Raw genomic sequence first — 24,389 nt, forward strand, 5'->3', positions numbered from 1 at the left:
TACGCCTTCTTCGCAGCAACGTTAGCCGCTGAGTCACTGGCGACAACGACACGTTGTTCAGGGTAAGTTTTTATGACTCACCCCGCGACACGCTCTTTAACAAGTTGATCAGGTAATTCATGTGGGCGCTTGCCTGAGTGGGTGACAAATCACCTATTATCAAGGCAAGCGACTCGTCAAAGATGAAACGACTTCGGTCGTTGAGTTTTTTTGAGAACGTTTGAAACCTTGAGCCAAGTTTGATTCGCTTTTTCCCAACGCTTTCGAGCGGCGGGAGAGTAAGAATCACAATGATTGTAAACTGAAGAGTTTGATCATGGCTCAGATTGAACGCTGGCGGCAGGCTTAACACATGCAAGTCGAGCGGAAACGATCCTAGCTTGCTAGGAGGCGTCGAGCGGCGGACGGGTGAGTAATGCATAGGAATCTACCCAGTCGTGGGGGATAACGTGGGGAAACTCACGCTAATACCGCATACGCCCTACGGGGGAAAGAAGGGGCCTTCGGGCCTTTCGCGATTGGATGAGCCTATGTCGGATTAGCTGGTTGGTGAGGTAATGGCTCACCAAGGCAACGATCCGTAGCTGGTTTGAGAGGATGATCAGCCACATCGGGACTGAGACACGGCCCGAACTCCTACGGGAGGCAGCAGTGGGGAATATTGGACAATGGGCGCAAGCCTGATCCAGCCATGCCGCGTGTGTGAAGAAGGCCTTCGGGTTGTAAAGCACTTTCAGTGAGGAAGAACGCCGTCGGGTTAATACCCCGGCGGAAAGACATCACTCACAGAAGAAGCACCGGCTAACTCCGTGCCAGCAGCCGCGGTAATACGGAGGGTGCGAGCGTTAATCGGAATTACTGGGCGTAAAGCGCGCGTAGGCGGCTTGATCAGCCGGTTGTGAAAGCCCCGGGCTCAACCTGGGAACAGCATCCGGAACTGTCAGGCTAGAGTGCAGGAGAGGAAGGTAGAATTCCCGGTGTAGCGGTGAAATGCGTAGAGATCGGGAGGAATACCAGTGGCGAAGGCGGCCTTCTGGACTGACACTGACGCTGAGGTGCGAAAGCGTGGGTAGCAAACAGGATTAGATACCCTGGTAGTCCACGCCGTAAACGATGTCGACCAGCCGTTGGGATCCTTGAGATCCTTGTGGCGAAGTTAACGCGATAAGTCGACCGCCTGGGGAGTACGGCCGCAAGGTTAAAACTCAAATGAATTGACGGGGGCCCGCACAAGCGGTGGAGCATGTGGTTTAATTCGATGCAACGCGAAGAACCTTACCTACCCTTGACATCCTGCGAACTTGGTAGAGATACCTTGGTGCCTTCGGGAACGCAGAGACAGGTGCTGCATGGCTGTCGTCAGCTCGTGTTGTGAAATGTTGGGTTAAGTCCCGTAACGAGCGCAACCCTTGTCCTTATTTGCCAGCGCGTAATGGCGGGAACTCTAAGGAGACTGCCGGTGACAAACCGGAGGAAGGTGGGGACGACGTCAAGTCATCATGGCCCTTACGGGTAGGGCTACACACGTGCTACAATGGCCGGCACAAAGGGCTGCGAACTCGCGAGAGTAAGCGAATCCCATAAAGCCGGTCTCAGTCCGGATCGGAGTCTGCAACTCGACTCCGTGAAGTCGGAATCGCTAGTAATCGTGAATCAGAATGTCACGGTGAATACGTTCCCGGGCCTTGTACACACCGCCCGTCACACCATGGAAGTGGACTGCACCAGAAGTGGTTAGCCTAACTTCGGAAGGCGATCACCACGGTGTGGTTCATGACTGGGGTGAAGTCGTAACAAGGTAGCCGTAGGGGAACCTGCGGCTGGATCACCTCCTTAAACGATGCGTCATCCGCCCGGCAAGCGCTCACAATGAATTACCTGATCAAGCGAATAGAGCAAACGGTAGCTATTAAATAATAATGGCTATTTTAGCTGTCGCATAAAACGTTAAATCAGTTGGTAAGTATCGGCCGATTTAGCTTTGTTTGTGCCGGTTAAAAACCGGGTCTGTAGCTCAGTTGGTTAGAGCGCACCCCTGATAAGGGTGAGGTCGGCAGTTCGAGTCTGCCCAGACCCACCAAATTTGCGTGATGCGGCGTTAAAACACAGCTCGTATAGCAGGCTATACTTCGCTGAGTTTCTCCTGGCCTCACAAAAATTTTTGGTGAGCAGTGCGGTTTTAGTAAAACGATTTGGGGCCTTAGCTCAGCTGGGAGAGCGCCTGCCTTGCACGCAGGAGGTCAGCGGTTCGATCCCGCTAGGCTCCACCAATACGCCACACGTCACGTTATTTTCCGTTTGTTTGTGTTCCATGACCATTGATAAGTACATAACGCATGTTGTGCTTATCACTGTTCATTGAACAGTTGCTCTTTAACAATGTATATCATGCTGATAAAAACCGATGGTTTCGTTAAGAATTCTGTTTTAATGTTTTTAAAACAAGAACTTGATGAAAGCATCATGTGATACGTCTCAAGCGTATCCGGCAAATCGTTGTCATTGCGAACCCCGACTCCTTCGGGTTATAGGGTCAAGCAATGAAGCGCACACGGTGGATGCCTAGGCAGCCAGAGGCGATGAAAGACGTTGTAGCCTGCGATAAGCGTCGGTGAGGTGGCAAACAACCTGCGACCCGGCGATCTCTGAATGGGGAAACCCACTCACCACAAGGTGAGTATCGTATCCTGAATACATAGGGATACGAGGCGAACCGGGGGAACTGAAACATCTCAGTACCCCGAGGAAAAGAAATCAACCGAGATTCCCCCAGTAGCGGCGAGCGACCGGGGACCAGCCCTTAAGCGTGTGACTGATTAGACAAAGGCATTGGGAAATGCCGCCATAGTGGGTGATAGCCCCGTAGTCGAAAATCTGATCGCGTGAAATCGAGTAGGTCGGGGCACGAGAAACCTTGACTGAAGACGGGGGGACCATCCTCCAAGGCTAAATACTCCTGGCTGACCGATAGTGAACCAGTACCGTGAGGGAAAGGCGAAAAGAACCCCAGTGAGGGGAGTGAAATAGATCCTGAAACCGTGTGCGTACAAGCAGTAGGAGCAGACTTGTTCTGTGACTGCGTACCTTTTGTATAATGGGTCAGCGACTTATTTTCAGTAGCGAGCTTAACCGACTAGGGGAGGCGTAGGGAAACCGAGTCTTAACAGGGCGATTAGTTGCTGGGAATAGACCCGAAACCGGGCGATCTACCCATGGCCAGAGTGAAGGTTGAGTAACATCAACTGGAGGCTCGCACCCAAGTATGTTGAAAAATGCTGGGATGAGCTGTGGGTCGGAGTGAAAGGCTAATCAAGCCCGGAGATAGCTGGTTCTCCTCGAAAGCTATTTAGGTAGCGCCTCACGTATCACCACCGGGGGTAGAGCACTGTTTCGGCTAGGGGGTCATCCCGACTTACCAACCCGAGGCAAACTCCGAATACCGGTGAGTGCGAGCGTGGGAGACACACAGCGGGTGCTAACGTCCGTTGTGAAAAGGGAAACAACCCAGACCGTCAGCTAAGGTCCCGAAATCCTGGTTAAGTGGGAAACGATGTGGGAAGGCTCAGACAGCTAGGAGGTTGGCTTAGAAGCAGCCATCCTTTAAAGAAAGCGTAATAGCTCACTAGTCGAGTCGGCCTGCGCGGAAGATGTAACGGGGCTAAACCAGGTACCGAAGCTACGGGTTCATCCTATGGATGAGCGGTAGAGGAGCGTCGTGTAAGCCGATGAAGGTGGATTGAGAAGTCTGCTGGAGGTATCACGAGTGCGAATGCTGACATGAGTAACGATAAAGGGCGTGAAAAACGCCCTCGCCGGAAGACCAAGGGTTTCTGTTCGACGCTAATCGAAGCAGAGTGAGTCGGCTCCTAAGGCGAGGCCGAAAGGCGTAGTCGATGGAAAACGGGTCAATATTCCCGTACCTCACAGTATTGCGAAGGGGGGACGAAGAAGGCTAGGTGAGCCAGGCGTTGGTTGTCCTGGTGAAAGTCCGTAGGCTGGGAGTCCAGGTAAATCCGGATTCCTAAGGCCGAGAGACGAGACGAAGACACCACGGTGTTGAAGTCATTGATGCCACGCTTCCAGGAAAAGCCTCTAAGCCTCAGATACTGCGAGACCGTACCCCAAACCAACACAGGTGGTCAGGGTGAGAATCCTAAGGCGCTTGAGAGAACTCGGGTGAAGGAACTAGGCAAAATGGTGCCGTAACTTCGGGAGAAGGCACGCCGGCGTAGGGTGAAGAGACTTGCTCTCTCAGCCCGAACCGGTCGAAGATACCAGGTGGCTGCAACTGTTTACTAAAAACACAGCACTCTGCTAACGCGCAAGCGGACGTATAGGGTGTGACGCCTGCCCGGTGCCGGAAGGTTAAATGATGGTGTTAGCTTCGGCGAAGCACTTGATTGAAGCCCCGGTAAACGGCGGCCGTAACTATAACGGTCCTAAGGTAGCGAAATTCCTTGTCGGGTAAGTTCCGACCTGCACGAATGGCGTAATGATGGCCACGCTGTCTCCACCCGAGACTCAGTGAAATTGAAATCGCCGTGAAGATGCGGTGTACCCGCGGCTAGACGGAAAGACCCCGTGAACCTTTACTATAGCTTCACACTGAACGCTGATGTTGCCTGTGTAGGATAGCTGGGAGGCTTTGAACTCCGGTCGCCAGATCGGAGGGAGCCACCCTTGAAATACCAGCCTGGCATCATTGGCGTTCTCACTCTGGTCCGTAATCCGGATCGAGGACCGTGTGTGGTGGGTAGTTTGACTGGGGCGGTCTCCTCCTAAAGCGTAACGGAGGAGCACGAAGGTACCCTCAGCACGGTCGGACATCGTGCAATGAGTGCAAGAGCATAAGGGTGCTTGACTGCGAGACTGACACGTCGAGCAGGTGCGAAAGCAGGTTCTAGTGATCCGGTGGTTCTGTATGGAAGGGCCATCGCTCAACGGATAAAAGGTACTCCGGGGATAACAGGCTGATACCGCCCAAGAGTTCACATCGACGGCGGTGTTTGGCACCTCGATGTCGGCTCATCACATCCTGGGGCTGAAGTCGGTCCCAAGGGTATGGCTGTTCGCCATTTAAAGTGGTACGCGAGCTGGGTTTAGAACGTCGTGAGACAGTTCGGTCCCTATCTGCCGTGGGCGTAGGATGTTTGAGAAGGGCTGCTCCTAGTACGAGAGGACCGGAGTGGACGCATCTCTGGTGTTCCGGTTGTCATGCCAATGGCATTGCCGGGTAGCTAAATGCGGACGGGATAACCGCTGAAAGCATCTAAGCGGGAAGCCCCCTTCAAGATGAGACATCCCCGAGGCCAAGAGCCTCCTGAAGGGCCCAGCAAGACGAGCTGGTTGATAGGCACGGTGTGGAAGCGCTGCAAGGCGTTGAGCTAACGTGTACTAATGGCCCGTGAGGCTTGACCCTATAACACCCAAGGGGTTGGCGTCGCAGGACAACGATGAAAGACAGACCGGATACGCGAGACGATCACAGACGGTTTTTAGTCAACAGTCAGCATGATATATACCCGTTTCGCCTGACGACCATAGCGTGCGTGAACCACCTGATCCCTTGCCGAACTCAGTCGTGAAACCGCTCAGCGCCGATGGTAGTGTGGGGTCTCCCCATGCGAGAGTAGGTCATCGTCAGGCACTTATACCGCAATCAACCCAGCCACTAGGCTGGGTTTTTTGTGTGCGTGGAAGAAAAGTACGGAAGATCGGAGGAGTTGCGGCCTGTATCGCCCGGCGGAGCCGGCCTACTACAATCCCCTTGTGGTATCAGTCAGTTGTAGGAGGGCGGCTTTTGCCGCGCGATGGGCGCCGTGAGGCGCCCCGGGGTGGGTGATCAGCCGCAGAGCACTTCCAGAGCTTCGATCAGGCTGTCCATCTCATCGTCGGTGCCAATGGTGATGCGCAGGAAGTTGCTGAGTCCGGCCTTGTTGAAGTGCCGCACGATGATCCCGCGCTCGCGCAGGCCGACAAACAGCTGGTCGCCGGCGTATATCTTGTGCTGTACGAGTAAAAAGTTGGCCTGAGAGGGCAGTACTTCAAACCCCAGCGCTTCCAGCCGTGTGCGGGTACGCTCGCGAGTGGTGATGACGTAATCGCGGCAGGCGTTGAAATGGTCGGTATCTTCCAGAGCAGCGAGGCCCACTTGCTCGGCCAGGCGGTCAACGGGATACGAATTGAAGGAATCCTTGACTCGCTTGAGCCCTTCAATCAGCTCCGGTGAGCCAATGGCATAGCCAAGGCGAAGGCCGGCAAGGCTGCGTGATTTGGAAAAGGTGCCAGTAACCAGCAGGTTGGGGTAGCGCTCGGTCAGCGAGACGACGCTCTCTGCGCCGAAGTCGACGTAGGCTTCATCAACCAGTACCACGCGCTCAGTGACGCGCGTAAGCAACGCCTCAAGCGCCGCTAATGAGTGCGCGTGGCCGGTGGGCGCGTTGGGGTTGGCGAAAATGACGCCGCTGCTTTCTCCGGCGTCTGCCAGCGCTTCCAGGTCAACTTCCCAGCGGGCGTTCAGCGGATGCTGACGCAGCTCAACGCCGTAAAGTTTGGCGTAGACCGGATAAAAGCTGTAGGTAATGCTCGGTACATCAAGCGGTGCGCCGTGGCAAAAGAAGGCCTGAAACGCAAAGGCCAGCACTTCATCCGAGCCGTTGCCGACAAAGACCTGCCCGGCGGTGACGCCATATGTGCTGGCCAAGGCATTGCACAGCGCGGCCGACGTCGGATCCGGATACAGGCGCAGGTGATTGGTTGAATAGTGACGCAGTACCTCGCCAACGCCCGGTGCTGGCGGGTAAGGGTTTTCATTGGTATTCAACTTGATGACTTGCTCGGTGGGCTGCTCGCCGGGGACGTAAGGGGTTAACTCACGTACGGCGGGACTCCAGAATTGGCTCATGGAAACGACCTGAATAGGGTGGCACGATACTGGCCATGGTCGCTTGGGAGAAAAAAAAGCGCAAGTTAACCGAGGGGGTGGGCGTGATACCGCGAAGCAGTTATGCTGTTGGCAGCGTATATGACCTGTTTACCGCGATGAGGAGATAAACGATGCACTTAAGAAGCGTGTTGATCGGCTCGGCCATGCTGTCACTGCTGGCCGGTTGTGCCGGTGGCCCGACGGACTCGGCCAGCCAGGAATCGATCGAGCCGGCCGTAGCGACCTACCAGGGCTCTCTGCCTTGCCGCAACTGTGACGGCATTGGCCTGGACGTAGAGATGGTCGGTGAAGAAGCTGACGCCGCACAGGACCGTACCTTTACGCTCACCGCTTCCTACATCAACCACCCGCAGACCCCGCCGGACGAAAACTATGCCGGCAACTGGGAAGTGCTGACCGGCACGCCCTCGGATCCGGACGCCACCGTTTACGAATTGACGCCGGATAACGAAGGTCAGACGTACTACTTCCTGCGTATGGATCAAAGCACGCTCGAACTGATTGATCCCGAGCGTCGCCGCTTCGAAAATGGCGAAATGCTGCGCCTCAAGCGCCAGTAATCCCGACGTAAGCGGATCAGCAAAGGCGGCCACGAGCCGCCTTTGCTGTTTTTACCGCACGTGAAACCCTGAATTCAGGAAAAACAGCAATATAGCGTAAGGAGCGCGCCCTGTGGCCAAAGCCAAAAGCGCCTTTGTGTGCACCGAATGCGGCGTTGAATATCGTAAATGGCAGGGGCAATGCTCAAGCTGTAAAGAATGGAACACGCTGAGTGAAGTGCGCCTGGCACCGGCGCGCCCGGGAGCCGGCGCGCCGTCAGGCCGAGGCGGCTATACCGGTGCGCTAACCCGAGAGGTGGTCGATCTCGGTCAGGTGGACCTGAGCGAAGTGCCGCGCATGAGCTCAACCTTCGGCGAGTTTGACCGCGTGCTGGGTGGTGGCCTGGTGCCCGGCTCGGCGGTGCTTCTGGGCGGTAATCCCGGCGCGGGCAAGTCCACGCTCCTGCTGCAAACGGCCTGCAAACTGGCGCAGACACGCCGGATTATATACGTCACCGGCGAAGAATCACTGTCGCAGGTGGCGATGCGCGCCCACCGTTTACAGCTACCGAGCGAAGGACTCAAGATGCTGGCCGAAACCAGCGTTGAAACGATTCTGGCGGTGGCCGAACGCGAGAAGCCCGATGTTCTGGTGATTGATTCCATTCAGACCATGCATCTGGAGGATATTGCCTCGGCGCCCGGCGGCGTAGCGCAGGTGCGCGAGTCCGCCGCCGCGCTGACCCGTTTTGCCAAGCAAAGCAACACCGTGCTGCTGCTGGTCGGCCACGTCACCAAAGATGGCAGCCTGGCCGGCCCCAAAGTGCTGGAGCACATGATTGACGCCTCGTTACTGCTGGAAGGCGGGTCTGACTCACGCTTTCGCACTCTGCGCGGGCAGAAAAACCGCTTTGGCGCGGTCAACGAGCTGGGCGTTTTCGCCATGCTTGAGCAGGGGCTTAAAGAAGTCAAAAACCCCAGCGCGATTTTTCTCTCGCGCAACGAAGAGCAGGCGGCCGGCAGCCTGGTCATGGTGGTATGGGAAGGCACGCGCCCCATTCTGGTCGAAGTGCAGGCGCTGGTGGATGAGTCGGCGCTGGGCAACCCGCGCCGCGTCGCGGTGGGGCTCGATCCCAACCGGCTGGCGATGCTGCTGGCCGTGCTCAACCGCCACGGCGGGCTGTTTACCGGCGATCAGGACGTGTTTCTCAACGTTGTCGGCGGGGTCAAGGTGCTGGAAACCAGCGCCGACCTGGCCGTGCTGCTGGCCGTGGTCTCCAGCCTGCAAAACCGCGCGCTGCCAAGAGAACTTGTGGTGTTTGGTGAAGTCGGGCTGTCGGGCGAAATCCGCCCGGTGCCCAGCGGCCAGGAGCGCATTGCCGAGGCCGCCAAACACGGCTTTACGCGGGCCATTGTACCGCGCGCCAACGCGCCCAAAACCTCGCCCAGGGGGATGGAAGTCACCCCGGTCGACAAGCTCAGCGACGCGCTGGATGCGCTTTGAAATGTAGAAGACAACCGCCTGCGTTAAACTACCCACCCCATCGATTCGGCCAAGGAGACACGCCATGAGCGCCATTCGCTTAACCCAATACAGTCACGGTGCCGGCTGCGGCTGTAAAATCGCCCCCGACGTGCTGGATGGCATCCTGGCCAAAGCCGGGCCGCCGGCGGACAGCGAGCGCTTGATCGTGGGTAATCAGGGGCGCGAAGACGCCGCCGTCTACGATCTTGGCGACGGCCGCGGCATGATTGCGACCACCGATTTTTTCATGCCCATCGTTGATGACCCGTTCGATTTTGGCCGTATTGCCGCGACCAACGCCATCAGCGACGTCTACGCCATGGGCGGCGACCCGGTCATGGCGCTGGGCATTCTAGGCTGGCCGCTGGATAAACTGGGCGTCGACGTGGCCGGCGACGTCATGGCCGGCGCGCAGGCCGTCTGCCGCGAGCACGGCGTGGCGTTGGCCGGCGGACACTCGATTGATGCGCCCGAGCCGATCTTTGGTCTGGCGGTTAACGGTCTGGTGTCGCTTGATCGACTCAAGCTCAACAGCGCAGCCAGGCCCGGTGATCTGCTGTTTTTAACCAAGCCGCTGGGCGTGGGCATGCTGACCACGGCAGAAAAGCGCGAGCTGCTGACGGTGGAGCACCGCGGGCTGGCTCGGGAAACCATGCTGGTATCGAACCGCATCGGCGTCGCGCTGGCCGGCGTGTCGGGTGTGCATGCGATGACCGACGTGACCGGCTTTGGTCTGGCCGGTCATTTGAGCGAAGTCTGCAGCGCCAGCGGCGTGGCCGCAACGCTTGATTTCAAACGCCTGCCGCGTTTGATGGCGGCCGAAAGCTACCGCCGTCAGGGCGCTGTTCCCGGCGGCACCGTGCGCAACCGCGAGGCGCTGGGCGATGCGTTGCCGCCAATGGATGAAGCGCACTGGCAGTGGCTGTGCGACCCGCAGACCTCGGGCGGACTGCTACTGGCCGTAGACCCTGCCTGGGAAGACGACGTCCAGCGCATTGGCCGCGAGCACGGGCTTGAGCTCACGGCGTTTGGTACGTGCAAGGCGCAGGATGGTCATGCACTGATCGAGGTGACCGGATGAGTGGAGTCAGCGTGGCGCCTGAAGCCGCCCTGATTCGTCATGAGTATCCGCTGATCGACGTGCGCGCGCCCGTCGAGTTTGCTCAGGGAGCGCTGCCCGGTGCGGTCAATCTGCCGCTGATGAACGACGACGAGCGCCATCAGGTGGGTATTGCTTACAAGAAGCACGGCCAGGCGGCCGCTATTGCGCTGGGCGAACGGTTGGTTAGCGGTGAGGTCAAGGCCGCGCGAATTGCCGCCTGGCGCAGCTATCTGGCCAAGCATCCCGAAGCGCTGATTTATTGCTTCCGCGGCGGGTTGCGGTCACAAATTGTGCAGCAGTGGCTGGGCGATGCCGGCCAGATGCCGCCGCGCATTGAAGGCGGCTGGAAAGCGATGCGCCAGCTGCTCAACGCGCGCATTGACGCCGCCGCCGGCCAATCGATGCTGGTGATTGGCGGGCTGACCGGCTGTGCCAAGACGGTATTGGTCAATCGTCTGGAAAGCGGCGTGGACCTTGAAGGCTTTGCCAATCACAAGGGCTCGGCGTTTGGCCGCATGCCCACGCCGCCGCCGCCGCAGATTGATTTTGAACACGCGCTGGCCAAACGGCTGATGGCACTTTCAGGCCCGCTGACGCTGGAAGACGAGTCGCGTCAGGTAGGTAGCGTCAACGTCCCGCTAAGCTTCTGGCAGGCGATGGAAAAAGCCCCGCGCATTCGCGTGGAAATGCCCCTCGACTGGCGGCTGGAGCAGCTGAATCAAGACTACATTATTGACCTTGAGCGCGCCCACTGCGCCCGTTTTGGCGAGGATGAAGGCTGGCTGCGGATGCGCCAGCAGTTGAGCAACGCGCTATTGCGTCTGAAAAAGCGCTTGGGCAGCGCGCGTCTGGCGCGGCTGCAACGGCTTCAGGCGCTGGCCTTTGCCGCCCATGAAAGCGGCGATCGTCAGGCTCACGAAGCCTGGCTTGCGCCGCTTTTGACCGAATATTACGATCCGCTGTATCGCCACCATCTCAAACGCCATCAGGATGCCGGGCTGCGCGAGCTTCATGTGGGCGACTGGGATAGCTGCCTGGCTGCTGCCCGGCAGTGGCAGGCGGCGCATACGCCGGTCAGCAGCAACACCGCCTAAGAGGCTGGCCGCAGCCACTGGCTCAGCAGGCGATCCAGCAGCGGCGCAAGCTGGTCGAAGTGCCCGGGTGTGGCGAGCATCTCTTCCGCCGGCTGCAGATAGTCGTCGTGACCGGCGGGAGGCGCTTGGCTTTCCAGCAGCGTCGCGACGCTTTCACGGGTTGCCTCCAGGTGGCATAAAAGCCCTACGACACGGCCTGCGTCCCAGGCAAATCCTTGCAGCGGTGCCGCCACGCTGCCGCCCAACGGCGTGGCGCCGTCCGGCAGGCTGAACACCGTACGATGCCACATGAACGCCGCGAACTGCTCGGGCAAATCAAACGACGTGCTGTCGGCAAGCGTGATGGTATGAAAGCCGGTTTCGGGATAGGTGCCCGGCGCTACCGTGGCGTCCAGCGCCTCGGCAATCAGGTGGGCGCCAAGGCCAATGCCCAGCAGCGGCTTCTGACCGTCGAGGTAGCGTTCGATCAGCTTTTTTTCTGCTCGCTGCCACGCCGGTGGACGGGTCAGCAGCGCTTCGTCGCCGTCAAGGACGATCAGCGCGTCGCTGTCGCCCGAATGCGGTGCCAGCTCGCCGTCGTCGAGATAAAACACGGTGTAGCTGTGGCCCATGCTGGAAAGCCAGTCGGCAAGGCGCGCCGGGCCGTGATCGGGGCTGTGCTGTAGCAAATGAACGTGCATGATATTCTCCTCACCCGATAAACGCTTAACCGATAACTCTTTTACCGGCACACATGACCTTCACCCTCGAGAGGTGTGGGGAACACGCACAGGAACCCTAACATGGCGTTAAAACCTCTTGGCTTTTACCAGCGGCTGCAGCAACTTACGCTACCCGCGCAGCAGGCTTTCATGGCCGCGCTGTGCGAGCGCCAGCTGCCCAACTATGCGCTCTATGCGCAAACCACCGGCTGCGGTGATACGCATGCGTTGAAAGCCGTGCTGGATCTGGTGTGGGAGCAGCTGAGCGTGCGCGGCGCGAGCATTGATTTTGCCCGGCAAGCGGAAAAACTCGTCGAGTGCGAACCGCCCGCTGACGACGACAGCTTTGGCGCCCGCCGCGCGCTGGACGTCGTGGTGTCGCTGTTTTCCCTGCTGGATACGCTGCGCGGCGAAGCGCCCGAAGCGGTGCTCGACGTCAGCCGCACCTCGCGCGCCGGCGTGCGCGCCTTCATCGAACTGACCGAAGGCGAAGAAGACGCGCAGCGGCTGGCGCTGTTAATCCGCGATCATCCGCTGACCGACGATGAAAATGGCTTTCAGGACGCGGTACTGGATGCCGTCTCCCAGCCGCTCAACAAGGCACTGCTCAAGGACGTCCGCCGGCTGGGCAAAAACGACGGCGTGAGCAACCTCGGGCTGTCACTGGAGTAATCGGTTACAGCCGCATCTCGATGCCGCGGTCGGCCATGTAGCGCTTGGCTTCGGGGATGGTGTATTCGCCGAAGTGAAAGATACTCGCCGCGAGTACCGCATCGGCGCCGCCCTTGAGTACGCCATCGACCATGTGGTCAAGGTTGCCCACCCCGCCCGAGGCAATCACCGGCACGCTGACCGCCTCGGCAATGGCGTGGGTGACGCCCAGATCAAAGCCGGCCTTGGTGCCGTCCTGATCCATGCTGGTCAGCAGCAGCTCGCCCGCGCCGTACTCGACCATCTTTTTCGCCCACTCCACCGCGTCCAGGCCGGTGGGGCGCCGCCCGCCGTGGGTGAAGATTTCCCAGCGCGGCGTTTCGCCCTCCTTAGATACCTGCTTGGCGTCGATCGCAACGACGATGCACTGGCTGCCAAAGCGCTCGGCGGCTTCGCGCACAAACTCCGGATTGGTCACTGCGGCAGTATTGATGGCCACCTTGTCCGCGCCGACGTTGAGCATGGTGCGGATATCCTCGCAGCGGCGAATGCCGCCGCCGACGGTCAGCGGAATGAACACCTCACCGGCGATACGCTCGACCATGTCGATGGTGGTATTGCGGCCTTCGTGGCTGGCGGTGATGTCCAGAAAGGTGATCTCGTCGGCGCCCTGATGGTTATAGCGCTGGGCGATTTCCACCGGATCACCGGCGTCGCGAATGCCGATAAAATTGACGCCTTTGACGACGCGTCCGGCGTCGACGTCCAGGCAGGGGATGATGCGTTTGGCAAGACTCATGAGTCTCCTCCGGTTAGCCGGTCGCTCAGGCGTTGGGCCTCGGCCACGTCGAGGCTGCCCTCGTAAATCGCGCGGCCGGTAATCGCGCCCAGAATGCCGCTGTCGGCGACGTCGCACAGCGCGTGGATATCATCAAGGTTGGTCACCCCGCCCGAGGCAATCACTGGCAGGCCGCCGTCGCGGGCGAGCGCTGCGGTGGCCTCGACGTTGACGCCCTGCATCATGCCGTCCCGGGCGATGTCGGTATAGACGATGGATGAGACGCCGTCGTTGGCAAAGCGCTTGGCAAGCTCGGTGGCTTTGATGGTAGAGACTTCGGCCCAGCCGTCGGTGGCCACAAAGCCGTCGCGGGCATCGAGCCCGACGATGACGTGGCCGGGGAAGGCGCGGCACATCTCACCCACAAACGCCGGCTGTTTGACCGCCTGAGTGCCGATGATGACGTAGGACACGCCGGCATTTAAGTAGTGCTCAATGGTGTCGGCATTGCGAATGCCGCCGCCGATCTGGATGGGTAAATCCGGGTAGGCGCGGGCAATGGCCGTGACCGCCTCGCCGTTGACCGGCTGGCCGGCAAAGGCGCCGTTGAGGTCGACCAGATGCAGGCGCCGGGCGCCGGCCTCGACCCAGCGCGCGGCCATGGCGACGGGGTCGTCACCGTAGGACGTAGCGTCGTCCATGCGGCCCTGCTTCAGGCGCACGCACTGGCCGTCTTTAAGATCAATCGCGGGGATGACTAGCATGGTGTTGTTACCTTCTTGAGGCGCTCGGGCGCAAAACGTGGGTGACCAGACTCAGGGCGACCCGTTTCAGGGGGCCCAGGTCACAAAGTTTTCCAGCAGCCGCAGGCCGGCGCGAGAGCTTTTTTCCGGGTGAAACTGTACGGCAAAGGTCGATTCGTGACCAATCGCCACGTGGGCGTTGATGCGGCCGTATTGGGTGGTGCCCAACACATCACTCTCCCGCGTCGCTTCCACGTAGTAGCTGTGCACGAAATAGAAGTGCTCGTTGTTGTCGATACCTTCCCACAGCGGGTGCGGCTGGCGCTGATCGACGAGATTCCAGCCCATGTGCGGGACTTTCAGGCGCGCGCCGTGGCTATCGCGCATGGCATCGGGGAAGCGCTTGACCTCGCCCTTGAATGCGCCCAGACAGGTAACGCCGCCGCTTTCGTCGCTGTGCTCCAGCAGCATTTGCTGGCCGACGCAAATGCCCAGCAGTGGCTTGCCTTGGCGGGCGAGCACGTCGTCTACCAGCCCGCGCAGCTCGGTGCGTTCAAGCTCGCCCACGCAGTCCCGAATGGCACCCTGGCCGGGCAATACCAGCCGGGTGGCACCCAGAATACAGCGCGGGTCACGCGTAATGATCACGTTTTCATCGGTGACGTGCTCAAGCGCCTTGGCCACGGAATGCAGGTTGCCCATGCCATAATCGATGACGGCAATAGTCATGCTGTGCTCTCCTTATAAGCAGCCTTTGGTCGACGGCATCTGGCCCGCCATGCGCGGATCTTCCGCTATCGCCATGCGCAGTGCACGTCCGAACGCCTTGAAAATCGTTTCGGCCTGATGGTGGGCGTTGAAGCCCTTGAGATTGTCGATGTGCAGCGTGACGCCGGCGTGATTGACAAAGCCCTGGAAAAACTCCTGGAAGAGCTGGGTATCAAGCGTCCCGACCGCGCTGCGGGTGAACTCGACATCCATGAACAGGCCCGGGCGTCCGGAAAAATCCACCACCACGCGGGACAGCGCTTCATCCAGCGGGACGTAGGCGTGGCCGTAGCGATAAATGCCGCGCTTGTCGCCGATGGCCCGGGCAAATGCCTGGCCCAGGGTAATGCCGATGTCTTCTACCGTATGGTGATCGTCGATGTGAACGTCGCCGACGGCGTGAATATCCAGATCAATCAGGCCGTGACGCGCAATCTGGTCAAGCATATGGTCGAGAAACGGCACTCCGGTTGCGCACTTGAGCTGGCCCTTGCCGTCGAGATTAACGCTCACCTTGATCTGCGTTTCCTGGGTGTCACGGCTGACCGTGGCGATACGCGCTGACATGTTGCTTCTCCTGCGCTAACGCGCACTTGAGGGAATCGCCGGTGGAGCGCATGCGGTCCAGCGAATACGCCGACCACCGGATGGGCAGGGCAGAGCCTGCGACAAAACCACCATTATAGTGAACTGGCCCGCCTATCGGCTACAATGCGCGGATAATACAGGCCTGACAGGCCGGGCCAGGAGGACGACACACCATGCCGGTGACACTGAAACACGTTGACCAGACCCGCTGGGATCAAGACGCCCAGGTCCGGCGTGATCTGGTACGCATCTATCTCGACGCACCCGCCGAGCGCATGACGCCGCCGGCGGTAGAGCCGTTTATCGAGCAACACCTGCGCGCTGGGCACCGCTTTGCCTGTGCGTTGTTCAACGCCCGGCTACTGGGCGCGGTCGCGCTGAATCAAGCCAGCGATGGCACCTGGTGGCTGTCTGATCTTTGCGTGCGCACAACCACCCGCCGACGCGGCGTGGGCACGCGCCTGATGGCGCTGGTGGCCGAACAGGCCAAAGCCCAGGGGCGGGATTTGCGCGTGGCCACCGCGTCGCTGTCGCTCGCCGATCATATGTTATTAGCCAGACTCGGTTACCGTTCGGAAGATGAGGGTAGCGTCGTGCTGGCCGCCCAGCCTGTCTCGCAGAACGCCTCGCAGAAGAGAGATACACCATGAAGCAGATACTGCGCATTTTGCTGGCCGCCATAGGGATTTTGGGCGTCGTAGCCGTCGCGGCGGTGGTCTATGTCACTACGTTTCTTGACCCTGAAGACTTCAAGCCGCGCCTCACCGCCGTGGTCGAAGAGCATACCGGCCTGAATATCGAGCTTGACGGGGCGCTGTCGTGGTCGTTTTATCCGCGTATCGGGGTCAGCGTCGAGAAAACCCGTGCCTGGCTTGCCGAACAGGACGCCGAAGCGCCGGCGTTTGCCGCCGTTGACCGCGCCGAGGTCAGCGTGGCCTTTGCGCCGCTGCTGCGTGGCGAAATCGCCGTGGACGGCCTGACCCTTGATGGCATGCGCCTGAACCTGCGCCGCAATGAACAGGGCGAAGGCAACTGGGAGCCACTGCTCGAGCGTCTGGCCGAGCGCGATGAACAAGCCGAAACCGTGCTGGCACCGGCCAGTGCCGGCCCCAATGCCGATGCCGGCAGCCTGGACGTGGCGCTCAGCATTGCCAGCGTGCAGATCAAAAACGCCGACATCCGTTTCCGCGATGCCCAAAGCGATACCTTCTGGCACGCGGAAAAACTCAATGTTACCGGCAACAACGTCAACCCCGAGCGCTCTTTTCCGCTCAAGGCGATGTTTACGCTTAGCCGGCACGACAGTCTGGACGGCCAGGTGCTGGATCGCCCGCCGGCCATCAGCAGCGACATAAATCTGGATACGCGTATCAAGCTGGCGCTTGCCGAACATCGCTTCATGCTGGAAAACCCCAAACTGACCACGAGCAGCCGGCTTGATCCCGACACCAAGGCCCAGGCGTTGACTCTGGGCGCGACCCGCATTGATGCGCGTCTGGAAGACAAGCAGCTGTCCGTTACCGATGGCGTGCTGGAAACCACTCTGCATCACCCCGAGACCTGGGACGGTGGCCTGGCACTGGCGCTCAAGTTTGCGCTTGAAGGCAACTGGGGCGAACAGACCGCAAGCATTAATGAAATGCAGCTTACCGGCCCCGACGGCCTGCGCGCCAGCGGCCAGCTGCAGCTGGAAAACTGGCTGAGCGATTTACGCTACGCAGGCAACATTACGCTGGCGCCGCTGTCGCTGCGCCCGTGGCTTGGCCGCATGGGCGTGACGCTGGATACGCGCAACCCCGGCGCGTTCTCCGACGTGGCGCTGACCAGCCCGGTAGAGGGCAGCGCTGAAGAAATTCGTTTCCCGCAGCTCTCGCTGGTGCTGGATGACACCACGCTGACCGGCAATCTTGGCGCGGCGTTTGACGCCACCGCGCTCGATTTCGACCTGCAAGGCGATACGCTTAACGTTGATCGCTATCTGCCCGCGAAAGCCCCGAAGCAGGCGGGACTTGGCGTGTTGCGTCAAGCACTGGCGCAGGACAACGACCCGGAGCAGGCGCTGGTGCCGCAATCGCTGCTGGCGACGCTGGATCTGGACGGCGCGCTGGCGCTCGAAACGCTGACCCTTGGCGGGCTGACGTTCGACAAGCCGCAGCTGAGCCTGAAAGGGCGTGACGGCACCCAGCGGCTCAGCGCGTTTGAGGCCGGATTCTACGACGGCACGCTCAGCGCCACGGGCAGCGTCAACGCCCGGGAAACACCGCTGGAATGGGCGCTGGCGCCGCAAGTGGCCAGTGTAAAAATGGCGCCGCTGCTGGAAGCGCTGGGCGAACGAGACGCCCCGCTGAGTGGCCGGCTCAACGCCAGCGGTAAGCTGACAACCCAGGGCAACACCCGGGCAGACCTGCTGCGCCGGCTCAACGGTAGCGCCAAGGCCGGGCTTAACGACGGCGCCATCGCCGGCGTTAACGTATCGCGGCAAATGTGTGAAGCCGTGGCAACGCTTGAAGGCCGCAAAACGTCCCGCGAGTGGCACGAGGACACCCGCTTTGAACACGTTGACGCCACCTTTAGCGTGCGTGACGGCGTGGTGAGCAGCGACGACATGCTGGTAACGCTGCCCGGCATCGACGTGCGCGGTGAAGGTGAGTATGACCTTGGCCGTGGGCATATTGACGCGCTGGCCAACGCCCGGCTGGTCAACACCGCCGATGCCGCCTGCCGGGTTAATCCGCGGCTTGAGAAGCTGGCGCTGCCGGTGCGCTGCGAAGGCGATGCCAGCAAGGCTTCCAGCGAATGGTGTCACATTGACCGCGACGCGCTGAAAGACAATGTTGCCGGGCTGGTGGGCGACGAAGTCGGCAACCGCATTGAAGAAAAACTCAATGAGAAACTCGGTGAGGGCGCGACGAAAGAACTGCGTGATGGCCTGAAGCGCCTCTTCGACTAGAGTTTTGGATCGACTAGAGTTTTGGATATTCCTTATGTGTAAGCAAACGCCGGCGGCCATGCCTGCGCCAAGGCTTGAGCCGGCGCGCTTTCAGCAGCGCCTGCTTGACTGGTTTGAGCGTCATGGCCGCCACGACCTGCCCTGGCAAACGCCGCGCACGCCGTACCGCGTGTGGGTCTCGGAAATCATGCTGCAGCAAACTCAGGTGGCCACCGTGATCGGCTACTTCGAGCGCTTCATGGCGCGCTTCCCCACGCTTGCAGCACTGGCCGACGCCCAGCAGGACGAAGTGCTGCACCTGTGGACGGGGCTTGGCTACTACGCCCGGGCGCGCAACCTGCATAAAGCCGCCCAGGTGGTGGTGGCAGAGCACGGCGGCGAACTGCCGCTGGCAAGCGTGGACACCTTGACGACGCTGCCGGGTATTGGCCGCTCAACCGCCGGAGCGATTATCGCCCAGAGTCGCGGCCAGCGGGCGGTGATGCTGGACGGCAACGTCAAGCGCACGCTCACCCGTCTGCACGCGGTGGAAGGCTGGCCGGGAAGGCCGCAGGTGGAGCGCAGGCTATGGGCGCTTGCCGATTACTACACGCCCGACGAGTCGCTTGCTGATTACACCCAGGCGATGATGGATCTGGGCGCGACGCTGTGTAAGCGGGGCACGCCGGACTGTGCACTGTGCCCGTTCAACGATGTCTGCCTGGCCCACGCCCGGGGCGAAGAGCGGCGCTACCCCGAATCCAAACCCAAAAAGGCCTTGCCGACTCGCCATACGCTGATGCTGATGCTGCACGACGGCGACGGCCGCATTTGGCTCGAACAGCGCCCGCCCAGCGGGCTTTGGGGCGGGCTCTGGAGTCTGCCTCAGTTTGATACCCAGCAGCAGCTCAACGACTGGCTGGAAACGTATGCAAAAGCGCCCGAGCGCGAACCGGCGCGCCCTGAGTTTACCCACGTGTTCAGCCACTTCCGGCTGGAAATCGCCCCGCAGCCGGCGTGCTGCGATGGCCTGGGCGCGGTACGCGAAGGCGGCACCTGGTACGACGTTCAGCACCCGCCGGCGCTGGGGCTGGCCGCGCCGGTCAAGCGCCTGCTCGCCGAGTTCGCCGCAGAGCGCGCGCCGTTTCGTTTGACGGCGTCGCCTGCGTGTAGATAGTCCTCCCGGTGACGCGTAGCCTGTGGCCTGACCAACCGGCTTATTTGCCCTTTAAGGAGTGATCCATGAGCAACACGGTGTTCTGTCGTAAATATCAGCAAGACATGGAAGCGCTGCCGTTTCCGCCGTTGCCCGGCCAAAAAGGTCAGGACATTCAGGGCAACGTGTCCAAACAGGCGTGGGAAGAGTGGCAGGCGCTGCAAACACGCCTGATCAACGAAAAGCACCTGAACATGCTCGACCCCGATTCCCGCGCCTACCTTATGGAGCAGATGGAGCGCTTTCTGGATAATCAGGAAACCGACCGTGCAGAAGGCTACGTGCCGCCCGAAGCCTGAGCCGATGGCATGTGAGATAGCGCATAAAAGCGCGGCGTAGAACATAAGCCGAGGAAACGAAAGGCAGAAACGAAAGAAATTTTCACAAAGGTGTTGACGAAAAGCTGAAGTTTTAGTTTAATACGCACCGTTGGCAGCGGCCGGATAGCTCAGTTGGTAGAGCAGGGGATTGAAAATCCCCGTGTCGGCGGTTCGATTCCGTCTCCGGCCACCAATCGTTGGGGTATCGCCAAGTGGTAAGGCACCGGTTTTTGGTATCGGCATGCGCAGGTTCGAATCCTGCTACCCCAGCCAGTTGCCAACAATAATTTCTTGTTGAGCGTCGCGCTAAAGGCAACCGCCCGAAGCAAGCGTTCATTTCTCAAGAAACGCAGCGCCGACATAGCTCAGTTGGTAGAGCAACTGACTTGTAATCAGTAGGTCCCGGGTTCGACTCCTGGTGTCGGCACCATTGAAAAGTGGTTAAAAGAAACGCGTTAGAGAACAGTAAAAAGCCGCCCTCCGGGGCGGCTTTTTTTGTGTCTGGTCGTTGGCGGAAGTGGCAGCATCTACGCCTATAGTGCAAGACGGCAGGGGTTCCCTGTGCCGCGCATATCCTCTAGTTTGGCTCCTGTGACTATACAAAAACTATGCTTATGGCCGTTTAGCCGGTGGAAATTGCTTTTTCCTTTGGTTATTCCGCCAACCCCGACCTGACTTTATAACGCCAACAAACTCACCACAGACAAGGATGGATGGCATGGCAGAAACAACCGCAACGTCCGGGCAGGCACAGCCGCCGCCCGTGGCTTCCCTGTCGTTTCGTTTTGGCGCGTTCGGTGCCGCCGTTCCGCTGGTTTTCTTCGTTATCTGGGCGATCACCACCAGTGTTATGGGGCTGTCGTCGGAAATTGGCCTGGTGATGGGGGCGCTGTTCGGCATTACTCTGGGGCTGTTCTGCTGCGCCAGCAGCTGGTCGGACTACGCCAACGGGTTGTTTGAAGGGATGACCCAGCCGGTGGGCGTGGTGGCAATCGTCGCCTGGTTTTTTGCCGGCATGTTCGCCCAGGTGCTGCAGGTGGGTGGCCTGGTCGAGGGGCTGGTGTGGCTTGGCGGCGTTTCTGATGTGACCGGCGGGCTGTTTGTGGCCATGACGTTTGTCCTTGCCGGGGTCTTCTCGACCGCCGTGGGCACCGGCTACGGCACCACGGTGGCCTTTTGCACCCTGATGTATCCGGCCGGCGTGGCGGTGGGCAGCGACCCGACGATGCTGTTTGCAGCGATTTTGTCCGGGGCGATTTTCGGCGACAACCTCGCGCCGGTGTCGGACACCACCATCGTCTCGGCCACGACTCAAGGGGCAGACGTGCCCGGCGTGGTACGCAGCCGCTTTAAATATTCCATTGGCGCGGCGATCCCGACCGCGATTCTGTTTGCCGCATTCGGCGGCGGGGGCGATGTCAGTTTTGCCGACCCCGCGGCGGTGGAAGCGATGATGAGCTCCACCGAACCCATGGGACTGTTGATGCTGGCGCCCTTCGCGCTGGTGCTGGTGCTGGCGCTTTCCGGCCAGCATCTGCTGACCTCGTTAACCTGGGGCATCATTGCCTCGGTGCCAGTGATCCTGTTGTCTGGTACCGGCGCGCTGAGCGATCTCATCGCCTTTGACCCCAACGCCGACACGGTCATGACCGGCGCGCTGGTGCAGGGGGTGAAAGGCTACGTCAACATGGCGATTCTGATCCTGCTGATCGTCGCGGCGGCCTATCTGCTCAAACTGGGCGGCACCATGGAAGTGATCACCGGCAAGCTGGTGGGCTGGATCAAGGACTCCGTGCGCAAGGCCGAGCTTGCCATCTGGGGCATCGTGGCGCTGCTGAACACCGCGATCACCATCAATACCGCCGCTGAAATTGCCGCCGCGCCCTTCGTCCGGGAGCTGGGCGAGCGCTACCGCATTCACCGCTACCGCCGCGCCAACATGCTCGATGCCGTGACCTCGGCGCTGGGCTATATCTTCCCCTGGGGCGCGCCGGTGCTGCTCGGCTGGTCGACCATTCAGCTGATGCAGGACACCTACAGCTGGCTGCCAAGCGTGGCACCGACAGAAGTGTTTCCGTTCGTCTTTCAGGGCTGGTTGCTGGTGGTGATTATGCTGGTGTCGGCAATTACCGGCTGGGGACGCCGCTATGAAGGCCCCAACGGCGAAGAGCTCAAACAGCAGCCCAAACTTTCCACAGCGTCTCCCTATCAGGACGACAAGCGCGAGGCAGATCCGGTATGACCCAGGCATTCCAGACGCAGCTGAAACACCAGCTCGACACGCTCCACGAAGAGGGGCTTTACAAGCACGAGCGCGAGCTGATGTCGCCCCAGCGGGCACGCATCCGCGTCGCGCAGGGCGAGGTGATCAACTTTTGCGCCAACAACTATCTTGGCCTCGCCGACGATCCGGCACTGATCAAGGCCGCCGAACGCGGGCTGCACGAACAGGGGCTGGGCATGGCCTCGGTGCGCTTTATTTGCGGCACCCACGCCGAACATCGCCGGCTGGAAGAAAGGCTGGCGGGGTTTCTGGGCATGGACGACGCGATTCTGTATTCGTCCTGCTTTGACGCCAACGGCGGGCTGTTCGAAACGCTGCTTGGCCCCGAAGACGCGATCATTTCCGACGCGCTCAACCACGCCTCGATCATCGACGGCATTCGCCTGTGCAAGGCCGGCCGTTACCGCTATGCCAACAACGACATGGCCGAGCTGGAAACGCGCCTGCAGGAAGCCGACGCTGCTGGCGCCCGCTTCAAGCTGATCGCCACCGACGGCGTGTTCTCCATGGACGGCGTGGTCGCCAACCTCACCGGTATCTGCGATCTGGCCGAGCGCTACGGCGCCATGGTGATGATCGACGACTGCCACGCCACCGGCTTTATGGGCGAGGGCGGGCGCGGCACGCCCGAATACCACGACGTGATGCAGCGCGTGGATATCATCACCACGACGCTGGGCAAGGCGCTGGGTGGCGCATCCGGCGGTGTCACCGCCGCGCGCGGCGCCATTGTTGAATGGCTGCGCCAGCGCTCGCGTCCGTATCTGTTTTCCAACGCACTGGCGCCGCCCATCGTGGCGGCCAGCCTTGAGGTGCTCGATCTGGTTGAGCAGGGCGGCCAGCTGCGCCGTCAGCTGTGGGACAACGTCGCCCGCTTTCGTCAGGGGCTGGAACAGGCCGGCTTTACCCTGGCCGGCGCGGATCACCCGATCATTCCCGTGATGCTCGGTGATGCGCGGCTGGCCTCAACCTTTGCCGAACGCCTGCTGGCCGAGGGGATCTACGTCATCGGATTTTCCTTCCCGGTGGTGCCCCGCGGGCAGGCGCGCATTCGCACGCAGATGTCGGCGGCGCATACGCCGGCACAAATCGACACCGCGCTTGAAGCATTCACGCGCATTGGCCGCGAACTGGAGGTAATTGCATGAAAGCGCTCGCCAAGACGAAGGCAGAACCCGGCATCTGGATGATCGAAGCACCGGTGCCCGAGGTCAGCCACAACGACGTGCTGATCAAGATTCACCGCACCTCGATCTGCGGCACCGACCTGCACATTTATCAGTGGGACGAATGGGCGCAGAAAACCGTGCCGGTCCCGATGATTACCGGGCACGAATACAGCGGCGAGATCGTCGAGCTGGGCGAGGGAGTGGAAGGCTTTGCCGTGGGCGACCGTGTTTCCGGCGAAGGCCACGTGACCTGCGGCTATTGCCGTAACTGCCGTGCTGGCCTACGCCATTTATGCCGCAACAGCATCGGCGTGGGGGTTAATCGTCAGGGCGCGTTTGCCGAATACATGACGCTGCCGGCGTACAATCTGTTCAAACTGCCCGACGAAGTCTCCTACGATCTGGCGGCCATTTTCGATCCGTTCGGCAATGCCGTGCACACCGCGCTGGCGTTTGATCTGGTCGGCGAAGACGTGCTGATTACCGGCGCTGGCCCCATCGGCATCATGGCCGCCGCGGTAGCGCGCCACGTCGGCGCCCGCCACATCGTGATTACCGACATCAACGATGAGCGTCTGGACATTGCCCGGCGCATGGGCGTCACCCGCGGCGTCAACGTGGCGCGCGAGTCGCTTGTTGATGTCATGGCCGAGCTGGATATGTCCGAAGGCTTTGACGTGGCGCTTGAGATGTCCGGCGTGGCATCGGCGATCAACGAAATGCTGGAAGCGATCAATCACGGCGGCAAGGTCGCCATGCTGGGCATTCCCCCGGGCGAGATGCCCATCGACTGGAGCCGCGTGATCTTCAAGGGGCTGACCATTCGCGGCATCTACGGCCGTGAAATGTTCGAGACCTGGTACAAGATGGCCAGCCTGATCCAGTCGGGGCTGAACCTTGAGCCGATTATCACCCACCACTTCGCTGCCGACGATTTTGAAAAAGCCTTTGCGCTGATGCAAGAAGGCAGCACGGGCAAGGTCGTGCTCAACTGGGATTAGGTAAGAGTTGGGGCTAGGCAAGAGCTGCAAATAGG

The 24,389-nt window shown here is 60.3% G+C and carries 18 protein-coding genes, 5 tRNA genes and 3 rRNA genes; 20 read left to right on the forward strand and 6 right to left on the reverse strand.

The features are described from left to right. Positions 1-298 precede the first annotated feature (298 nt). The 5 genes from B5495_RS10950 to rrf all read left to right on the forward strand — a co-directional run bounded on the left by B5495_RS10950 (position 299) and on the right by rrf (position 5,646). A 16S ribosomal RNA gene (locus B5495_RS10950) occupies positions 299-1,836 on the forward strand. Positions 1,837-2,003: 167 nt separating this feature from the next. Further along, positions 2,004-2,080, forward strand: a tRNA-Ile gene (locus tag B5495_RS10955). A gap of 114 nt (positions 2,081-2,194) precedes the next feature. After that, a tRNA-Ala gene (locus tag B5495_RS10960) sits at positions 2,195-2,270 on the forward strand. 261 nt (positions 2,271-2,531) lie between these two features. Then, a 23S ribosomal RNA gene (locus tag B5495_RS10965) occupies positions 2,532-5,419 on the forward strand. A gap of 111 nt (positions 5,420-5,530) precedes the next feature. Beyond that, positions 5,531-5,646: ribosomal RNA gene (gene rrf / locus B5495_RS10970) — 5S ribosomal RNA — on the forward strand. The 16S, 23S and 5S rRNA genes sit together here with 2 tRNA genes alongside, the layout of an rRNA operon. A 196-nt stretch (positions 5,647-5,842) precedes the next feature. On the opposite strand, the gene hisC is transcribed toward rrf, so the two are convergent. Next, positions 5,843-6,904: a histidinol-phosphate transaminase gene (gene hisC, locus B5495_RS10975; protein ID WP_079553704.1), complete on the reverse strand. Its 1,062-nt coding sequence runs from the start codon at positions 6,902-6,904 to the stop codon at positions 5,843-5,845. Positions 6,905-7,056: 152 nt separating this feature from the next. On the opposite strand from hisC, the gene B5495_RS10980 reads away from it, so the two are divergent. From B5495_RS10980 to mnmH, 4 genes are all read left to right on the forward strand, one after another. Beyond that, on the forward strand, positions 7,057-7,506 hold the full coding sequence (locus tag B5495_RS10980; protein ID WP_079553706.1) for a copper resistance protein NlpE N-terminal domain-containing protein: 450 nt from the start codon (positions 7,057-7,059) through the stop codon (positions 7,504-7,506). 112 nt (positions 7,507-7,618) lie between these two features. After that, the gene (radA, locus tag B5495_RS10985; protein ID WP_079553708.1) at positions 7,619-8,989 is read left to right on the forward strand and encodes a DNA repair protein RadA; all 1,371 of its coding nucleotides are present in this window, start codon (positions 7,619-7,621) and stop codon (positions 8,987-8,989) included. A gap of 64 nt (positions 8,990-9,053) precedes the next feature. Further along, a complete protein-coding gene (gene selD, locus B5495_RS10990) occupies positions 9,054-10,091 on the forward strand; it encodes a selenide, water dikinase SelD (protein ID WP_079553710.1) in 1,038 nt (345 codons plus the stop codon). Beyond that, on the forward strand, positions 10,088-11,206 hold the full coding sequence (mnmH, locus tag B5495_RS10995; protein ID WP_079553712.1) for a tRNA 2-selenouridine(34) synthase MnmH: 1,119 nt from the start codon (positions 10,088-10,090) through the stop codon (positions 11,204-11,206). Before selD ends, mnmH begins: the two co-directional genes overlap by 4 nt. Here the strand turns inward: mnmH and B5495_RS11000 are convergent. Continuing rightward, the gene (locus B5495_RS11000) at positions 11,203-11,886 is read right to left on the reverse strand and encodes a type 1 glutamine amidotransferase (RefSeq protein WP_079553714.1); all 684 of its coding nucleotides are present in this window, start codon (positions 11,884-11,886) and stop codon (positions 11,203-11,205) included. The two genes, mnmH and B5495_RS11000, sit on opposite strands and share 4 nt — an antisense overlap. Positions 11,887-11,988: 102 nt before the next feature. Between B5495_RS11000 and B5495_RS11005 the strand changes: the two genes are divergently transcribed. Further along, complete coding sequence (locus B5495_RS11005) at positions 11,989-12,579, forward strand: YjaG family protein (RefSeq protein WP_079553716.1); 591 nt, start codon at positions 11,989-11,991, stop codon at positions 12,577-12,579. Between the two features lie 4 nt (positions 12,580-12,583). Here B5495_RS11005 and hisF read toward each other — a convergent pair whose 3' ends face one another. From hisF to hisB, 4 genes are all read right to left on the reverse strand, one after another. Then, positions 12,584-13,357 carry an imidazole glycerol phosphate synthase subunit HisF gene (hisF, locus tag B5495_RS11010; RefSeq protein ID WP_079553718.1) on the reverse strand — a complete coding sequence of 258 codons (774 nt, stop codon included), beginning with the start codon at positions 13,355-13,357 and terminating at the stop codon, positions 12,584-12,586. Further along, positions 13,354-14,100, reverse strand: a complete 747-nt coding sequence (gene hisA / locus B5495_RS11015) for a 1-(5-phosphoribosyl)-5-[(5-phosphoribosylamino)methylideneamino]imidazole-4-carboxamide isomerase (RefSeq protein ID WP_079553720.1) — start codon at positions 14,098-14,100, stop codon at positions 13,354-13,356. The genes hisF and hisA overlap by 4 nt, the downstream gene beginning before the upstream one ends. 66 nt (positions 14,101-14,166) lie before the next feature. Further along, a complete protein-coding gene (gene hisH, locus B5495_RS11020; RefSeq protein ID WP_079553722.1) occupies positions 14,167-14,808 on the reverse strand; it encodes an imidazole glycerol phosphate synthase subunit HisH in 642 nt (213 codons plus the stop codon). Positions 14,809-14,820: 12 nt separating this feature from the next. Continuing rightward, positions 14,821-15,414, reverse strand: a complete 594-nt coding sequence (gene hisB / locus B5495_RS11025) for an imidazoleglycerol-phosphate dehydratase HisB (protein WP_079553724.1) — start codon at positions 15,412-15,414, stop codon at positions 14,821-14,823. 194 nt (positions 15,415-15,608) lie between these two features. Here hisB and B5495_RS11030 point away from each other — a divergent pair, with 194 nt between their 5' ends. From B5495_RS11030 to tdh, 10 genes are all read left to right on the forward strand, one after another. Continuing rightward, positions 15,609-16,085: an acetyl-CoA sensor PanZ family protein gene (locus tag B5495_RS11030; RefSeq protein WP_079553726.1), complete on the forward strand. Its 477-nt coding sequence runs from the start codon at positions 15,609-15,611 to the stop codon at positions 16,083-16,085. Beyond that, positions 16,082-18,385, forward strand: coding sequence for an AsmA family protein (locus B5495_RS11035; RefSeq protein ID WP_079553728.1), 2,304 nt, complete (start codon positions 16,082-16,084; stop codon positions 18,383-18,385). The genes B5495_RS11030 and B5495_RS11035 overlap by 4 nt, the downstream gene beginning before the upstream one ends. 34 nt (positions 18,386-18,419) lie before the next feature. Beyond that, on the forward strand, positions 18,420-19,541 hold the full coding sequence (gene mutY, locus B5495_RS11040) for an A/G-specific adenine glycosylase (RefSeq protein ID WP_079553730.1): 1,122 nt from the start codon (positions 18,420-18,422) through the stop codon (positions 19,539-19,541). A 65-nt stretch (positions 19,542-19,606) separates the two neighbouring features. Continuing rightward, the gene (locus B5495_RS11045) at positions 19,607-19,879 is read left to right on the forward strand and encodes an oxidative damage protection protein (RefSeq protein ID WP_079553731.1); all 273 of its coding nucleotides are present in this window, start codon (positions 19,607-19,609) and stop codon (positions 19,877-19,879) included. Positions 19,880-20,017: 138 nt separating this feature from the next. Next, positions 20,018-20,093: transfer RNA gene (locus B5495_RS11050), tRNA-Phe, on the forward strand. A 5-nt stretch (positions 20,094-20,098) separates the two neighbouring features. Then, positions 20,099-20,173, forward strand: a tRNA-Gln gene (locus B5495_RS11055). 81 nt (positions 20,174-20,254) lie between these two features. Continuing rightward, a tRNA-Thr gene (locus tag B5495_RS11060) sits at positions 20,255-20,330 on the forward strand. Between the two features lie 288 nt (positions 20,331-20,618). Then, a complete protein-coding gene (locus B5495_RS11065) occupies positions 20,619-22,142 on the forward strand; it encodes a Na+/H+ antiporter NhaC family protein (protein WP_079553733.1) in 1,524 nt (507 codons plus the stop codon). After that, entirely contained in the window at positions 22,139-23,332 is a 1,194-nt protein-coding gene (locus B5495_RS11070; protein ID WP_079553735.1) for a glycine C-acetyltransferase, read from the forward strand. The genes B5495_RS11065 and B5495_RS11070 overlap by 4 nt, the downstream gene beginning before the upstream one ends. Then, complete coding sequence (gene tdh, locus B5495_RS11075) at positions 23,329-24,354, forward strand: L-threonine 3-dehydrogenase (protein WP_079553737.1); 1,026 nt, start codon at positions 23,329-23,331, stop codon at positions 24,352-24,354. The genes B5495_RS11070 and tdh overlap by 4 nt, the downstream gene beginning before the upstream one ends. Positions 24,355-24,389: the final 35 nt, after the last annotated feature.

The organism is Vreelandella subglaciescola (genome assembly GCF_900142895.1).
In the GTDB taxonomy this organism is placed as follows: Bacteria; Pseudomonadota; Gammaproteobacteria; order Pseudomonadales; family Halomonadaceae; genus Vreelandella; species Vreelandella subglaciescola.

Coding starts and splice junctions, on each gene's coding strand:
- hisH (WP_079553722.1), bottom strand. CDS start 14,808: ATGACTATTGCCGTCATCGATTATGGCATGGGCAACCTGCATTCCGTG.
- hisB (WP_079553724.1), bottom strand. CDS start 15,414: ATGTCAGCGCGTATCGCCACGGTCAGCCGTGACACCCAGGAAACGCAG.
- B5495_RS11045 (WP_079553731.1), top strand. CDS start 19,607: ATGAGCAACACGGTGTTCTGTCGTAAATATCAGCAAGACATGGAAGCG.
- B5495_RS11035 (WP_079553728.1), top strand. CDS start 16,082: ATGAAGCAGATACTGCGCATTTTGCTGGCCGCCATAGGGATTTTGGGC.
- B5495_RS11000 (WP_079553714.1), bottom strand. CDS start 11,886: ATGCACGTTCATTTGCTACAGCACAGCCCCGATCACGGCCCGGCGCGC.
- mutY (WP_079553730.1), top strand. CDS start 18,420: ATGTGTAAGCAAACGCCGGCGGCCATGCCTGCGCCAAGGCTTGAGCCG.
- B5495_RS11065 (WP_079553733.1), top strand. CDS start 20,619: ATGGCAGAAACAACCGCAACGTCCGGGCAGGCACAGCCGCCGCCCGTG.
- B5495_RS10980 (WP_079553706.1), top strand. CDS start 7,057: ATGCACTTAAGAAGCGTGTTGATCGGCTCGGCCATGCTGTCACTGCTG.
- B5495_RS11030 (WP_079553726.1), top strand. CDS start 15,609: ATGCCGGTGACACTGAAACACGTTGACCAGACCCGCTGGGATCAAGAC.
- B5495_RS11005 (WP_079553716.1), top strand. CDS start 11,989: ATGGCGTTAAAACCTCTTGGCTTTTACCAGCGGCTGCAGCAACTTACG.
- mnmH (WP_079553712.1), top strand. CDS start 10,088: ATGAGTGGAGTCAGCGTGGCGCCTGAAGCCGCCCTGATTCGTCATGAG.
- hisF (WP_079553718.1), bottom strand. CDS start 13,357: ATGAGTCTTGCCAAACGCATCATCCCCTGCCTGGACGTCGACGCCGGA.
- hisA (WP_079553720.1), bottom strand. CDS start 14,100: ATGCTAGTCATCCCCGCGATTGATCTTAAAGACGGCCAGTGCGTGCGC.
- tdh (WP_079553737.1), top strand. CDS start 23,329: ATGAAAGCGCTCGCCAAGACGAAGGCAGAACCCGGCATCTGGATGATC.
- selD (WP_079553710.1), top strand. CDS start 9,054: ATGAGCGCCATTCGCTTAACCCAATACAGTCACGGTGCCGGCTGCGGC.
- B5495_RS11070 (WP_079553735.1), top strand. CDS start 22,139: ATGACCCAGGCATTCCAGACGCAGCTGAAACACCAGCTCGACACGCTC.
- hisC (WP_079553704.1), bottom strand. CDS start 6,904: ATGAGCCAATTCTGGAGTCCCGCCGTACGTGAGTTAACCCCTTACGTC.